General features: G+C 47.5%; 14 protein-coding genes. 3 read left to right on the top strand and 11 right to left on the bottom strand.

Annotated features, from left to right (window positions below; all coding sequences use genetic code 11):
- Positions 1 to 19 precede the first annotated feature (19 nt).
- Positions 20 to 1,912: a bifunctional homocysteine S-methyltransferase/methylenetetrahydrofolate reductase gene (locus U1I11_RS07550; protein ID WP_322905288.1), complete on the bottom strand. Its 1,893-nt coding sequence runs from the start codon at positions 1,910 to 1,912 to the stop codon at positions 20 to 22.
- Between the two features lie 335 nt (positions 1,913 to 2,247).
- Entirely contained in the window at positions 2,248 to 3,084 is an 837-nt protein-coding gene (dapF, locus tag U1I11_RS07545) for a diaminopimelate epimerase (RefSeq protein WP_322905286.1), read from the bottom strand.
- 161 nt (positions 3,085 to 3,245) lie between these two features.
- Between dapF and U1I11_RS07540 the strand changes: the two genes are divergently transcribed.
- The gene (locus tag U1I11_RS07540; RefSeq protein ID WP_322905284.1) at positions 3,246 to 5,090 is read left to right on the top strand and encodes an Rqc2 family fibronectin-binding protein; all 1,845 of its coding nucleotides are present in this window, start codon (positions 3,246 to 3,248) and stop codon (positions 5,088 to 5,090) included.
- 310 nt (positions 5,091 to 5,400) lie between these two features.
- Here U1I11_RS07540 and U1I11_RS07535 read toward each other — a convergent pair whose 3' ends face one another.
- The 6 genes from U1I11_RS07535 to U1I11_RS07510 form a co-directional block, all read right to left on the bottom strand.
- Entirely contained in the window at positions 5,401 to 6,279 is an 879-nt protein-coding gene (locus tag U1I11_RS07535) for a PHP domain-containing protein (protein ID WP_322905282.1), read from the bottom strand.
- A gap of 95 nt (positions 6,280 to 6,374) precedes the next feature.
- Positions 6,375 to 7,277, bottom strand: a complete 903-nt coding sequence (locus tag U1I11_RS07530; protein WP_322905280.1) for a selenium metabolism-associated LysR family transcriptional regulator — start codon at positions 7,275 to 7,277, stop codon at positions 6,375 to 6,377.
- Between the two features lie 227 nt (positions 7,278 to 7,504).
- A complete protein-coding gene (locus tag U1I11_RS07525) occupies positions 7,505 to 7,942 on the bottom strand; it encodes a hypothetical protein (protein WP_322905278.1) in 438 nt (145 codons plus the stop codon).
- Positions 7,943 to 8,481: 539 nt separating this feature from the next.
- The gene (locus U1I11_RS07520; RefSeq protein WP_322905749.1) at positions 8,482 to 8,796 is read right to left on the bottom strand and encodes a YlbG family protein; all 315 of its coding nucleotides are present in this window, start codon (positions 8,794 to 8,796) and stop codon (positions 8,482 to 8,484) included.
- On the bottom strand, positions 8,768 to 9,211 hold the full coding sequence (locus U1I11_RS07515) for a YlbF/YmcA family competence regulator (RefSeq protein WP_322905276.1): 444 nt from the start codon (positions 9,209 to 9,211) through the stop codon (positions 8,768 to 8,770). The genes U1I11_RS07520 and U1I11_RS07515 overlap by 29 nt, the downstream gene beginning before the upstream one ends.
- A gap of 222 nt (positions 9,212 to 9,433) precedes the next feature.
- Entirely contained in the window at positions 9,434 to 10,609 is a 1,176-nt protein-coding gene (locus tag U1I11_RS07510; protein ID WP_322905274.1) for an amidohydrolase, read from the bottom strand.
- A gap of 436 nt (positions 10,610 to 11,045) precedes the next feature.
- Between U1I11_RS07510 and ftsW the strand changes: the two genes are divergently transcribed.
- Entirely contained in the window at positions 11,046 to 12,389 is a 1,344-nt protein-coding gene (ftsW, locus tag U1I11_RS07505) for a putative lipid II flippase FtsW (protein ID WP_322905272.1), read from the top strand.
- 151 nt (positions 12,390 to 12,540) lie between these two features.
- On the opposite strand, the gene U1I11_RS07500 is transcribed toward ftsW, so the two are convergent.
- Positions 12,541 to 12,948 carry an Asp23/Gls24 family envelope stress response protein gene (locus U1I11_RS07500; RefSeq protein WP_322905270.1) on the bottom strand — a complete coding sequence of 136 codons (408 nt, stop codon included), beginning with the start codon at positions 12,946 to 12,948 and terminating at the stop codon, positions 12,541 to 12,543.
- Positions 12,949 to 13,282: 334 nt separating this feature from the next.
- Here U1I11_RS07500 and U1I11_RS07495 point away from each other — a divergent pair, with 334 nt between their 5' ends.
- Positions 13,283 to 14,464, top strand: a complete 1,182-nt coding sequence (locus U1I11_RS07495; protein WP_322905268.1) for a calcium:cation antiporter — start codon at positions 13,283 to 13,285, stop codon at positions 14,462 to 14,464.
- 255 nt (positions 14,465 to 14,719) lie between these two features.
- Here U1I11_RS07495 and U1I11_RS07490 read toward each other — a convergent pair whose 3' ends face one another.
- Both U1I11_RS07490 and U1I11_RS07485 read right to left on the bottom strand, forming a co-directional pair.
- Complete coding sequence (locus tag U1I11_RS07490) at positions 14,720 to 15,019, bottom strand: Fpa/YlaN family protein (RefSeq protein WP_322905266.1); 300 nt, start codon at positions 15,017 to 15,019, stop codon at positions 14,720 to 14,722.
- 208 nt (positions 15,020 to 15,227) lie between these two features.
- Positions 15,228 to 15,485 (bottom strand): HPr family phosphocarrier protein, encoded by a 258-nt coding sequence (locus U1I11_RS07485; protein WP_322905264.1) that lies wholly within the window; start codon positions 15,483 to 15,485, stop codon positions 15,228 to 15,230.
- Positions 15,486 to 15,684 lie beyond the last annotated feature (199 nt).

Below are 15,684 nucleotides of genomic sequence, written 5' to 3'. Positions count from 1 at the left end.
GTTATACTATTGTAATTGATTATTTGCCTTGAAACAAGGGGTTTGGACGTTGCTTTGCTTTTGCCCATACGTATTCGGTCAGACGGGCGCTCATCTCATATAGCATAAACGGAGTCATAATGTAAATTCCGTTGAAATGCTCCAGCGCCACATCGATCAATTCCTCAGCGATCGCTACGCCCATCTGACGTCCTTGCTCCCCTTCCAGCCCGGACATGCGTCCACGAATATGATCCGGTAGCTGAATGCCAGGCACTTCATTGTGTAAATATTCAGCATTACGCCCGCTCGCAAGCGGCATAATACCGATAAATACCGGTACGTTTAAATGACTCGTTGCCGCGCGAATATCCGCAATTAGCTTCGGATCGTACACCGGCTGGGTCATCACATAATCGGCGCCGGCAGCGATTTTCTTTTCCAAGCGCTGTACCGCTTTGTCCAGATGTTTTACATTCGGATTTAGCGCTGAACCGACGACAAAGCGCGCGCGATGCTTCAGCGTTTTGCCGGAAAATGCCACACCTTCGTTAAGCTGCTTGATCATACGAATCATATCAAATGAGGTCATATCATACACCGAGCTGGCACCCGGTAAATCACCGAATTTAGACGGATCACCGGTGATCGCCAGCACATGATCAATGCCGAGCGCATTCAGCCCCATCATATGCGACTGGCTGCCGATCATATTGCGGTCACGGCACGTAATATGCACAAGCGCACGCAGTCCATACTCGCGCTGCACAAGATGTGCAAGCGCCATATTGCTCATGCGGGTAACCGCAAGTGAATTGTCCGCCATCGTGACCGCGTCGGCACCTGCCTTTTTAAGCGCTTCTGCTCCGCTCATAAAATTGCTAATATCAAGATCGCGTGGTGGATCAAGCTCAACGATCACCGTTGGACGCTCACGCACAAGATCGACCAATGTCGGCGGCGCTTCCTCCCCAATCGAATCCCAGCCGTGCAAAATATCTTTTTCCATCGTAATGCTCACCTGTGGTGAAGGCACCTTCACATTGGAAAAATCAAGCACCGGCGCACTGTAATCTTCCAGCGCACGCGCAATCGCAGCGATATGCTTCGGCGTTGTGCCGCAGCATCCGCCGACGACCCGTGCACCAAGTTCCGCCAGCCGTACCGAACTTTGTCCAAAATAGGACGGCTTCGCTTTATAGCGATACTCCCCATCGATATAGCTCGCCACCCCGGCATCCGGATAGACGGACAATGGCAATGCGACTTTGCCGCGCACGTATTCCAGCGCTCGCATAATCCCGTTTGGACCGACACGGCAGTTCAAACCGACCATATCGGCGCCCGCCTCAGCAAGAATCGCAAACGCATCCGGCAAAGCGTATCCGTCCTGCGTGCGCACCGAATCTTCCACGGTCAGCTGACACATGATCGGAATATCGGTCATTTTACGCACCTGACGCAACGCTAACGCAAGCTCCTCCAGCTCGAAAAACGTTTCCAGCAAAATGCCATCCACGCCTTCCTCCAAAATCGCATTTAATTGCTGTTTAAAATATTTACGCAGCTCTGGCAGCGGTGTATTGGAACGCTTGCCTTCACGAATCGCGCCGACCGAACCGACCACATACGCCTTGTCACCAGCAGCTTGCCGCGCAATACGCACACCAGCACGATTAATTTGCTCCACCTTATGCTCCAAGCCAAACTTGGCAAGGCGCTCATAGTTCGCTGAAAATGTATTCGTTTCGATCAGTTCGGCACCTGCGTTCACATACTGACGATGAATATCTTCAATGATCTGCGGATTAAGCAGATTCAGTTCTTCATATGAAATACCAACCGGAAAACCGAGCTGGTACAAATAAGTTCCCATTGCGCCATCGCCTACGATCACGCCTTCTGTCCATCTTGTCCGCAAATCACGCTTCATAAACGTACACCTCGCTGTCATAATGTACGCTTAATGTAACATAAAATGCAGGCAATTAAAGGCAGAATCGACTGATATAGCTAAAAGGTATAACCGCGCAACGAGCGATGTGCATACAGGCTACAGCGTACTTCATTACGTTGCAGATACATTAAACTCATATTCCTATTTGTTAAGTGTAGTACGCAAACTTTGCTGCTAGGGCATCATCCACTTCGGTATGGAATTGTAGCATCAGCATATCATTATCCTACTTTATCCATCAGACAGCGATACTAGTCTGCATTTTAAATATCCTCTAAATATGACGCCTATCACCAAATTACGCACCCGCTTTAATCCAGCGTCTGCCCGCTATACACCATGTCCGCTGGCCCAGTCATAAATACATGATTGGTCGCCTCATCCCATTCGATATACAAATCGCCGCCTTTAAGCGATACGTAGGCATTGCGATCACTATAGCCATTTAGCACAGAGGCAACGAGTGTCGCACATGCGCCTGTACCGCAGGCAAGCGTCGCGCCTGCTCCGCGTTCCCATACACGCATATCGATCCGGTCGCGGCTACGCACGGTCGTAAACTCGACATTTGTTTTGCGTGGAAACAGCTCATGCTTTTCCAGCAGCGGTCCCCATGTATGCAGATCAAACTCGACAGCGTCATCCACATAAATCACACAATGCGGATTGCCCATCGATACTGCCGTAAATGTAAACGTCTGCCCGGCAACTTCAATCGGTGCATTCAGCACTGGATTGCCAGCTATAGCAACCGGAATGCGTTCCCCATCCAAAATCGGCTCGCCCATATCAACACGTACTGTTTTCGCTTTGCCTTCCTCCGCTTGAATCGTAACGGTCTGCACGCCCGCACCGATCGTTTCGATCCGAATATCGGGTTGTGCGACGATGCCGCGATCGTATACGTATTTGGCAACACAGCGCACGGCATTGCCGCATTGCTCCGCTTCCGATCCGTCCGAATTAATAATGCGCATCATCACATCCGCACGCGCTGACGGCAATATGTATACAAGTCCATCCGCACCGATCCCAAAGTAACGGTTGCAATAGCGAATCGCCAATTCTCCCGCATGAGCAGGCAGTGATGGTTCGCCGTAGACGACGATAAAGTCATTGCCAAGCCCATTCATTTTTGTAAATTCCATGTTGTGTCTCTCCCTGCTCTATATACTGGTCAAAATGCACTCTCTCGGGTAAGCATAGCATGAGATAGCTGTCAATTGCGAATGGTTTGTGGCATCATAGAAAGGGCGGGCATAGCAAGCGCCCGCTTTCCGATAAACAGAGGAATAGGAGAATTATACACATGGCATTGGATGGTATTGTAACCCGTGCGATCGTACAGGAACTTCAGATTCTCGTAGGATCGCGTATTAATAAAATTCATCAACCGACCGAGAACGATATCGTATTTCAAGTGCGTGCACAGCGCGACAATCGCAAACTGCTGCTAAGCGCCAATCCGACTTATCCACGCGTGCAATTTACGACGCAATCGTTTATGAATCCACAGGAAGCGCCGATGTTCTGTATGCTTATGCGCAAGCATTGCGAAAGCAGTATTATCGAGTCGATCGAACAGGTCGGCATGGAGCGCATCATTCATATGCATGTTCGCCAACGCGACGAGCTGGGCGATGTATCGTTCAAACGCATTATTATCGAGCTGATGGGTCGTCATAGTAATATCATCATCGTCGATCCAGCGACCGGCACTATTTTGGACGGTATTCATCATGTCACACCAGCCATTAGTAGCTATCGTGTCATTATGCCCGGTTTTCAATACCAGGAACCGCCACAGCAAAACAAACTGAATCCGCTCGAAACGACAGCCGAACAGTTCGATGCAGCATTTGCCGCTAGTGAAGAAGCACCGTCGCGCTGGATCGTACAAACATTTACCGGTATTAGCCCGCTGATCGCGGATGAAATTGTGCACCGCACAGCCGCAGCCCATTCGGACAATCGGCAAACCGGAACCGAGCAGCCGGAACACACACAAGCCGAAGCGGTGCCAACACAAGCCAAAGCGCTGGCAAACAATGCCGAGCATAGCGGGCAAACCGAGCATCAACTGACCGCCCCACGTCTCTGGCACTATTTTTCCGAGCTGATGGAGCAAGTCCGTACTGGCTCGTTCGCACCGATGAGCGGTCTGAATGCCAAAGGGAAAATTGTCTTTTCCGCCGTCCCGCTCACATTGATCATCGACAAACAAACTAGCTATACTTCGATTAGCGAATGTATGGAAGCATATTATGGCGAAAAAGCCGAACGTGATACGGTCAAGCAGAAAACAAGCGATCTGCTGCGCTTTTTGCAAAATGAACGCAATAAAAATATTAAAAAGCTCGACAAACTGCATCAGGATCAACTGGAAGCAGGCGATGCGGAGAAATATCGGATTCAAGGCGAGCTGCTGTTTGCATCTCTGCACCAGCTTAGCAAAGGCGATCGCGAAATCGAGCTCATTAATTTCTATGATGAAGAACAGCGCCCTATTACGATTCAGCTTGATCCGCAACTGTCACCTTCCGACAATGCACAGCGTTATTTTAAACGGTATAACAAATACAAAAATAGCCTTGCCGTCATCGAAGAACAATTGCTCAAAACCGATCAAGAGATCGCCTATATCGATTCATTGCTGCAACAACTGCAAAGTGCGGCACTGCAAGACATCGACGAAATCCGCGAAGAACTTGCTGAGCAAGGTTATGTGCGCAACCGTAACAAAAAGGCGAAAAAGAAGAAAAAAGACAATCGTCCCACCTTGCATGTGTACACTTCAAGTGAAGGGATCGAAATCTATGTCGGCAAAAACAATTTGCAAAACGAATACATTACAAACCGCCTAGCAAGCAACAATGATACATGGCTGCACACGAAAGATATTCCAGGCTCACACGTCGTTATTCGCAGCAGCGAATTTAGCGATACGACGCTGGCGGAAGCCGCTCAGCTTGCCGCTTATTTCAGCCAAGCGAAACAATCGAGCAGCGTGCCGGTCGACTATACGCTCATCCGCCATGTGCACAAGCCGAGTGGTGCCAAACCGGGTTTTGTCATTTATGATCATCAGACGACATTGTTTATTACACCGGATGAGCATATAATCAAAAAGCTGGATAGTACGATTAAGCTGTGACGAGGACGGATGAACGATGTACAATACATGTTTGGACATGACACAAACACAAGCATTGGAAGTCGCCTGATCCGCTTCGTTCCCCTAACAAAGTGCTACTTCGTTGATCAAGTGAACGATCGTACTCATAAGGCTATCATGACAAACAAAGCTTCTGTCCGGCATCATGAATGCCATGGCAGAAGCTTTTTCCATATGTCCATTCATCATATTGCGTTTGTAAACGTAGTCCATTGACCGAGATTAAGTTCAACTTTAAAGCGGCTGCACATCCTGAACTATAGCATGGTCAATGCACAATCTTATCCGCTTAGTTCTTCCCCACTCGACTCGCCTCACGAAGCTGCTGTACGACAGCAACCGGAACTTTTCGACCGCCTAGCGGGCCGTGGAACACTTTACCTTGACGTTCACCGTGATAGTCAGAACCACCGGTTACGATCAAATCGCGCTGCTCGGCTAACTTCAAGTAACGCTGCTCATCCTCTGGCAAATGGTCGGAATGATACACTTCGATGCCCGCCAGCCTGCTGTGATCGAAAATGCGTACGACCAAATCGTCATCCCCATAAATACCCGGATGCGCCATCACCGGCACGCCGCCTGCTTCGATAATCCACTCTGTCGCTTCGATTGGGGTAATGCTCCGTGGCGCTACATAAGCAGCAGCTCCCTGTGCCAAATACTTATCAAATGCTTCGCGCAGATCGCTCACATAGCCTTTCGCTACTAGCGTATCTGCCATATGCGGACGTCCAATGCTCTCATCCGGTAAAAGTTCACGCCCCAATTGTGCCAGCACATCGTCGATCGTAATCTGCAAGCCAAGTTCGCGCAGCTTCTCCAAAATCAATTCATTACGTTCATCGCGAATACGGCGCAAGCCTTCCAGCCGCTCAAGCAACATCGTATCCGCTATGTCGAGGTAATAACCAACAATATGAATGTCCTTTCCATCCTCCATCGTACTAATTTCCACACCTGGCACGACGATAATTCCATGCTGTTCGGCAGCAGCGAGCGCCTCAGCTACACCTGCAACGGTATCATGATCGGTAATCGCAAGTGCAGCAAGACCCGCTTCCGCAGCCAGCTTTACGTTTTCGGCTGGCGTATTCATCCCATCCGAAGCCTGTGTATGTGTATGCAGATCAGCGAATGCTAACTGCACGTGATTTGGATTGTTCATTTCACTCACTCCTGTTCATACATCAAATTGGCAAAAAAAGCACATCCATGCGTATATATGATCCATACCCATCGCAACTGCTGCACTAATCGGACTTAATCAAGCGAATGCTCCTGCAAAAACTGCAAAAACGCCGTTGCCGGCATCCGCAGCAGTGTAGATTTAAGCTGAATCGAATAAAATTGACGCGGAAAGGACATCCCTTCGATCGTCAGCACTTTCAGCAGTCCGAGCGCCACTTCATGCTTAACCGATGATGGCGACAGCACCGTAATGCCAAGACCCGCTTCCACTGCCGATTTGACTGCTCCGGTGCTGCCCAGCTCCATTACCGTGCGTATGCGTGCCAGATCGATATGGTGGCGAATCAATTCTTCCTCCATCACTTGACGGGTACCTGATCCTTTTTCACGCAGCACAAACGAATGCTCCAACACATCATCCAGCGTCACCTGCTCCTGCGCTGCCAACGGATGCTGTGCAGGCACGATCAGCTTGAGTTCATCTTGCATCACCGGCGTAATCGTCATATCCGGGTGCTCTACTGGCGCTTCAATCAAGCCAAAATCAAGCTGATTACGGCTAATTTCGTCCAAAATTTGCGTCGTATTCATAATTTTCAGTACGACCTTCATTTCTGGGTAACGCTGACCGAGCGGTACAAGTAAACGCGGTAGTACATATTCGCCAATCGTATTGCTCGCCCCAAGCAGCAAACGTCCGGCAAGATCATCTGTAAAACGCGACATCGCCGCATCTGTTTCCCGCATCAGCTCGATTCCGCGGCGAGCAAACGGCATTAACGCATGCCCAGCCTCAGATAGCCCAATCCGCTTGGTCGTGCGATTAAACAGACGTGTGCCAAAATGCTCCTCCAACGCCTGCACCTGCATCGTCACCGCCGGCTGTGTCATATGCAGCGCCTGCGCAGCTGCCGAAAAACTGCCTCGCTCTGCTACCGTATAAAAAATATGCAATTGATGAAAATTAAACGCCACTTCCGCTTCCCTCCTTGATCCTGTCTTCCATTGTACCCGATTTACCGGTGTCAGCAACAAAACCGCTGCCAACATCACAAAAAGAGCCTGCCGCAGCAGACTCTTTTCCAAAATAAAATATACATAGGATGCGTGTTTTGACGTTCTGCTGCCGCATGTTTATGTTGCAACAAGAACCAATTTTTTGCTTATATGTCAATTATGAATACCCGTGTTACTGGAAGTTGCTATTTACGTTTACGGCTATTTTTGATAAGTGTCATTCGACGGGAATGTCTGAGCCAGGAATAATAAGACTTCAGATCACGCAACTCGATCGTCTCGGACATTTTGCCGAGGAAAGTAACAACGATCATCTTATGGAGCGGATTACCGGTAAGATCGAACTCTCCAGGCAATTCGGCAAATTCGGCAACAACGACGATATCTTCGTCGATTAGGTACACGTCTTCTTCTTTACGATAATACGAAACGATCCGAGTTTGCTTTAAACTTTCCCACATAAATCCAGCGATATCTTCGATTGGGGTTTGACCTTTGGCGATGCGGTCATTGTAACGGCTGATTGCATGATTCGTAATAACGATGTCGGCTACTTTCTTTTCTCCCAATACAACATGGAAAGGTTCATATGTGCTCCAGCGCTCCATGATTTTGTCTCTCATTAATTATTCACTCCCCATCTTCACAGGTCTTTCCCTTTAAGTATGCTCCCCTTTAGTTGTACGCCATATGCATCTGAAGACCTACACAGAGGGGCAATCTTACGCTGTATAGCCTGCCGACTTTGCGACCAAACCTATAATACGCATTTTAAAGCTAATTAATAACTTAATGTACTACTTATTAGGTACTAGAGTCCCACTAAGCATTATATCGACACTTGTATACTATCTTTTAACCCATATCTACAAAAAGTTAAAAAATATCACTGATATATCTTCAAATTAATTACATTTACACTTTAACTGAAATGTAAAGAGAATGATAAAATGAGATCGTTCCCTATGTTAAAACCCGGCGACACGGTGATCCAGCCGCAAAACAAACAGTAAAGGATCGTCAGTCTATGTAAAAGAGCGGCCTTCCGGCCGCTCCATTGTTCACGTTATTGGCAACTACAGCAATATTATCGTTCCTAAAAAAGATGATGGCATGTGTAGCGCCTGCATTTATTAGCGATACATTAGCCTGTCGTTTTGCATTAAATTCCAAAAAACTGGGTTGGATCAGGTACTTTTTTGCTATATTCGGTTTTGATCTCGTTACGATATGAGCGTTCCACTTTGCGTACATAAGAGAGACGAGACATATTTTTTACGATATCCGGTTCCCGTTCGGCATTCACATACATAACTACATAATGCATACGGCGTGAGATGTAATGTACACAACCGTACTTTTCCAGATTGCGGGCGGCTTTCAGATCGCTGACCCAAATAATATAACCGATACGCTCCGGAAATGTTGCTTCTTCTTTTAGCGGATGATTATCCGCCGCATCCACATGAGCCTCCACTGCCACATCCGCCTCCTTTTGGTAAAGGATCATTGCTAGGAACCTTGATCGTCTGTGAAACGGAATGTGCAATCGTTTCAGACATCTCATACAGCATTCGATCCAGATTGCTCTCCGCTTCTGTAAAACGGCGAACCGCCTCGATCTGCTGCATTTCCTCCTGAACCGCTTCCACTTCTGCGCGGGCGGCATGATAGTTCGGGTGGAAATGCCCAAAACGCTGGGTTTCCTCAAACAGCTCCTTTTTGCTGTTCAGCTTGCTGATCAAGCGCTGTACTTCCGGATGCTGCTGCATCCGCTCTTTCCAATATAAATAATTAGCGACTTCGATAGAATTGTTGATCATATCGCCCAAATCATAGGCGCATAATAAAACTTCGGCCATATCAACCGTTCTCGTCTCGGTAGCGCTCATGAAGTTCATCCCATTCCTCTATAATAATAGACAGCCTTGCTTTCAACTGTCCCTATCATCATAGCATAACAAAAGAACAGATTAGAAGCCCCTTTCCAAAAAACGGGTTACTCATGTGAATGATCCTGCCATCAGCAGGTTAGCCAGCAATGTTGTCGTTCACTTGTGTTCACACTTCGTATAGAGCCTCTAACGAGCGCAAAGCTGAGCTGACATTTGTTCCTATCTAGCCGCTTCCGCCAAATAATCTTCCGCCATCGCTACCAACATACGCGCCGCATGCAGCATCGACGACTCATCGATATCAAAGCGTGCATGATGATGTGGATACGTAGCCCCGGTCGCTTCATTCCCCGCACCGACAAACATAAAGCAGCCCGGCACCTGCTGTACATAATAAGCAAAATCTTCCGCCGGCATCATCGGCGGTGTTTGCGCAATCTGCGCTTCGCCAAATACAGTACGACCGACACGGAAAAAGCGCTCCGTCTCTCCTTCATGATTGACGAGCGTCGGATAGCCCATCACATATTCGATCGCCGCTTCCGCCCCATGCAATGCGCATAGTTGCTCGCTCACCTCATGAATCCGGCGCTTGATCAACAACCGTGTTTGTTCGTCAAAGGCGCGCACCGTACCGGTAATACGACTCGTTTCCGCAATTACATTTTGCGCACTGCCGCTATTAAATGTGCCTACACTTACGACCGCAGGTTGCAGCGGATTGACATTACGACTAATGATCGACTGTAACTGTACGACGAGCTGAGCGCCGATTAATAAACTATCCACCGCCATATGCGGCATGCCGCCATGACCGCCTTTGCCTGTAATATCGATAAAAAATTCATCGGTTGAAGCCATTAATGGCCCCGGCGCACTGGCAAGCTGACCGTACGGAATCGGCGTCCACAAATGCACACCATAGATCACGTCGACCCCTTCCAGCGCACCATCTTCGATCATTTGTAGCGCTCCACCCGGACACACTTCTTCGGCTGGCTGGAAAATAAGCCGAATCTCACCTTGTAATTGTTCCCGGCGCTCACTAAAATAGCGGGCGACCGCGAGCAGTCCAGCCACATGTCCATCATGCCCACACGCATGCATCACACCTGGGACCTGTGATGCGTACTCACATTGCTTCTCATCTTGAATCGGCAATGCGTCCATATCGGCGCGTAGCGCTACCGTTTTGCCCGGCTGTGTGCCGCAAATGATACCGACTACGCCGGTTTTGCCCACACCTACGCGCGTGTCCACCCCCCATGAACGCAAGCGTTCTGCAATAAAATGCATCGTTCCATGCTCCGCATAAGACAGCTCTGGATACATATGAAGATGTCGCCTCCACTGCACCATTTCCGGAAACAGGGCATTCCAATTATAGTCCCCCATCTGACTCATCCTTCCCTTCATCTCCCGGCTTGCTCGTATTTAGTTGTACCCGCGCTGATTCATCTGCTGTGATCGGGTTAAATAATTCTTTAGGCATTATTTTGACGGAAAAACAGAAGTTTGTAAAATCATCTTTTACATTTCCCCCTCTGTTCCACATTGTTATTTATACCCAAATCGCCTAGTCACAGGTAGCGTAATTAGCAGCCAAACCTAGTATAATGAACCACTTGCCTGGAAAGCTGCGCTAGACAGCCAAAAAGCCTTGTCAGAGCTTGCACCTGTGCTCAAAACGTACTATCATGAAAAAATGAACTTAACATAATTTTGCAGGCATCTTAAAACAAGGAGGATTTGTACATGACCGATACATATCGAGATGGTCATCGTCTCCCGTCACTTTTGTACATATCCATTCCGTTATTGGAGATACATCATGAACAAAATTAGACAACCCGCACCTGGTTCAAGCACGCAAAGTCTTGCCAATCGGTATCGCAGCGGAGGCAACAATCGCACGAACAATGTACGTAACATTCCAAAACCTACCGATCCGAATCGTAAAGTGATCAAGCACGGCGCGCCTGATTTTCAATTGCTCGTGCTCACCTTTATTTTGGTCGGATTTGGCATCTTAATGGTATTTAGTGCTAGTTCCAGCTTAACTTTTACGAGTGAACGTTTTCATTATGATTCGATGTATTTCACCAAACGGCATATCATTTTTGCATTGATTGGATTTGTGGCGATGTTTTTCGCGATGAAGGCGCATTACAGCAAATACAAAAAATGGTTTGCACCTTTTTTTCTCGTCACGCTGTTAATGCTGCTTGCTGTACTCGTCATCGGCAGTAAAATTAACGGTGCACGAAGCTGGATTGCGCTGCCAGCAGGCGCATCGATTCAGCCAGCCGAGTTTGCCAAGTTGGCGGTTATTCTGTACTTATCCGCCCTGATTGCCAAAAAAGGCGAGCGTTTGCGCGATCTGCGCACCGGCTACATTCCGGTTATGTTGATCGTCGGGCTTGTCGCTGGTCTCATTATGCTACAGCCTGACCTTGGTTCCTGTATGATTCTCGTTGCTACAGCTGGCTTGATCATCTACACCGGCGGGGCAAGCGTCAAACATATTTTCGCTTCGGTCGCCTTGCTTGTATTAGGCGCTGCACTCGTGTTTGGAGTCAATTCGCTGTTTAGTCATGACAGCAGTGACAAAGGCGATTCCAACTACCGAATGGGCAGGATTGAGACATTTCTCAATCCATTTGCCGATGAACGCGGCGCCGGCTACAATATGATCCAATCGTTAACAGCGATCGGGCAAGGCGGGTTTACCGGTTCTGGTTTCGGACAAAGTATTCAAAAGCTGCACTATTTGCCCAATCCGTACAATGACTTTATTTTCTCGGTCATCGGTGAGGAATTTGGCTTTGTCGGCACAGCGCTATTTTTGCTCGCCTACATCTACTTTATCGTGCGTGGCATATGGATAGCGCTCAAATGCCCGGATATTTTCGGAACGCTTGTCGGTGTCGGCATTATGGGCATGTTCGCAATCCAGGCATTTATTAATATCGGCGGTGTGACCAATACGATTCCGTTAACCGGTGTACCGTTGCCATTTATTAGTTATGGCGGTACGTCATTGATCATTACGATGCTTAGTATGGGCATTATGCTGAGTATTTCGCGCGAGACCAACCGTGCGCTGGCAGAGCAGCAAGCGACAGGCAGTGAATATGGCACACGTCGACAATCGATTTCGATGCGGATGAAATAATAGCTTTTGCTTCCATTGAAAGATTGGATCGTTAAAATAGTACATTCAACTTTCGTATTAACCACATATAAGCTGCAAAAAAGGAACGACAAGCACTAAGCTGTCGTTCCTTTTTCGCTTTATTCATGTATGTGCATGCAGGATCGATTGATCACATTACTTTAACCGAATGATTGGAGCTTCTTGTTTTGTCCATATCGATCAGCTCATCTTTGAAGGCAACACCTTCCACCTTCACATTCACTTCAACGACCTTTAAGCCAGTCAGCGTTTCTACCGCTTCGCGCACGTTTTGCTGAAGCATACGGCATACTTCATGAATCGGCGTTTCATATAGTACGATAATACGCAAATCGATCGCCGCTTCGAGCTGCCCAACTTCTACTGTAACACCCTTTTGTACATTTTTCCCGCTTAGACGCTTGGCAAAACCTTCCGATAAACCGCCCGACATAGCAGCGATTCCCGGTGTTTCCAGTGCGGCCATGCCCGCCACCTTTGCTACGACGTCATCGGCAATCTTAATTGTGCCCATATCTAATTGTAATGACTCGGTCATGTCCATCCTCCTTCGGACTTGAACCTTTTCCCCTAAAACATTACCGGTTCAAATCACATAGTTCGTACCACTCTATTTTATTGCATCTGGCGCGGATATTCAAAATTAATATTTTGTCACCTACGCTATATGCCTCAATTGCAAGTGAGCAGCTACAAAATAAGCAGTTGCCACTGCTTTTCATTTAACCTGTCTACTGTTGGCATTGGCGATAGGATAGAGGATTATCCGTACATAAGATCATGTATATATGTTTATGTAATCTTGCCAACTGCGTTTACTTTTAGAAGCTTATTGGGTATATTGTTTAAGAATTTACATAGTGAGGTGGCTTATGAAAAAGCACATATCTACCATTTTACTCGCAATCTTTTTCGTATTAAGTGCAATCGCGCATTATGCCGGTTTCCATCCGGTGCTGCAATTTTCATTTTCAGCGATCGCCGTCATTCTAGTTGCCGGATTTCTCGGACGGGCGACGGAAAGTGTGGCGCATTACGCCGGGCAGCGTCTGGGCGGCTTTCTGAATGCAACATTCGGCAATGCGGCAGAGCTGATCATTGCGATTATGCTGCTACGTGAAGGGCTGTACGATATGGTCAAAGCGAGTTTGACCGGTTCCATTATCGGCAACTTGCTGCTTGTGCTCGGTTTGAGCGTATTTGCAGGCGGACTCAAACATAAAGTGCAAAACTTTAACGTCACCTTGGCAAATATGAACGGCTCGCTTATGATCGTAGCGGTCATTGCGCTGTTTGTGCCAGCACTGTTTTTGAACACGCACTCGATCACCCATCCGCAGGTGAATACGCTCAGTTTGATCGTGGCAGGGCTACTCATTATCGCTTACATCGCCTGGCTCATTTTCTCGATGGTCACGCATAAACATGATCTGGCGGACGTAAAAGTAGCCCCGGCTAGCGCAGGCGGTCACGGTACAGGGGCAAGTGTTGCCGAACTGACTGTCGCTTCGGCTGGTGCGAGCGGCAACCAGCCGGTAAATCAGCAGACAGCAAGCGTTGCTCCTCTAGAAGAAGCGAATGAAGAAGAACAACCGGCATGGTCAAAAGGACGTTCGATTGCCTATTTGCTAATCGCGACGATCATGACGGCATTTGTCAGCGAATGGCTTGTCGGCACATTGGAAACGTTCACGTCCAGCTTTGGCTTTAGCGAGCTGTTTGTCGGGGCATTTGTAGTGGCGATTATCGGTAATGCTGCCGAGCATAGCGCCGCCATTTTGCTAGCGATGAAAAATAAGATCGGCGCGTCGGTCGAAATTGCTGTCGGCAGCAGTTTGCAAATTGCCTTATTCGTAGCACCGGTGCTCGTATTTGTCAGCTTTTTCCTTGGCAATACGATGGATATCGTATTTACAACACTGGAACTGGTCGCGATTATGGTATCGGTGTTTATCGCCAAATCAATCATACAGGATGGCGCGACCAACTGGTATGAAGGCTTGCTGCTGATCGTAGTGTATATTATTCTCGGCGTCTCGTTTTATCTCGTGTAAGTCGATTCAATCCTAGATCGTACTCGCAACGACATAATGCATGAGGCGGTGTTTTCAAACGATGTTACGCATCATTGTATAGTTCACAAACGTCACTTTTAACATAAAATAACACCCTGTATAGCTTAGTCTGATGCAAACTATCCGTATCGAACGATCTGTAAGGCAGTTTGAAGACATGCCTTAAGCGATCTGCACACAAAAAATGCCTGTACTCCGCAATCGGGTACAGGCATCTCTATGTGATCCACTCTGCTATTCGGCAGACTGTGTCTTATTATTCATCGCTTCATACAGCACGGACAAATTGCGCTCCAAATTGCTGATCAGCTGCTTACCGACCGGTTCGGACACTAGCCCGGCGCGAATCGCAAAGTCCACTTCTTTGGAAAAACCGTATACTTGTGTGTCCAACACTTCTTCATAGAGCGGACAGTAGCGTGTGTCCAAATTCTCCATCTGGATTTCAATCAATTTCTCAATTTTATCTGCATCTTCTTGAAGAAGATTTAATGCTTTTATATTCAACTGTTCCTGCAGATCAGATGAAGTCATGTTCTTCCCCCCTATGTTCGAGAACTCTCGGCCATTACTACTCCTAATATTAGACGAAATTGCAGGTCAATACAAGAACCTCACGTCAAATCAAAGCGAATTATCTTATATTTAAAATAATAACTTGCCTTATGTATTCCATACTTCCGCTAACGCTTCCCTGAAAAGTTAAAATGCCGTCCTTCCGAGGAAGGACAGCATTTTGCAATCAATCATTGTCAGCCAGTTTAACGTGCAAACCGTGTTTTTCGAAAACGGCAACGACCGCTTCCTTCGCTGCTTCTTCATCCGGACCATGAACATGAAGCTCATACTCATGATTTGTCACCAGTGTAGTGAACAGCCCGAGAATACTTTTAACGTCGATAAATTTGGTTTCATATTGCAGTACGATGGACGATGTGAACTGACCTGCAGTTTGTGCGATTTCGACTACTGCGGCATTGTTCGTGTTGCTAGTTGCCATTGAAACCCTCCTATCCTTCACTTTAATGTGTATTAACACCGTTTTCCCTACCATCATAAATGAATACGCTTTCTTATGCAACTGCTTTCTTGCGCATAAAATATGAAAAAGGGGCTATAAGCGATAAGCGCGCCACATACGGCGCCCTACCTATCTTATAACCCTTTTTGTTAGCGGATTTAACGCCGGAATTGTATTA

Source organism: Paenibacillus campi, from assembly GCF_034659835.1.
In the GTDB taxonomy this organism is placed as follows: domain Bacteria; phylum Bacillota; class Bacilli; order Paenibacillales; family Paenibacillaceae; genus Saccharibacillus; species Saccharibacillus campi.
Note: the sequence above shows the minus strand (reverse complement) of the source record. Positions and strands in the feature narration are given on the sequence as shown.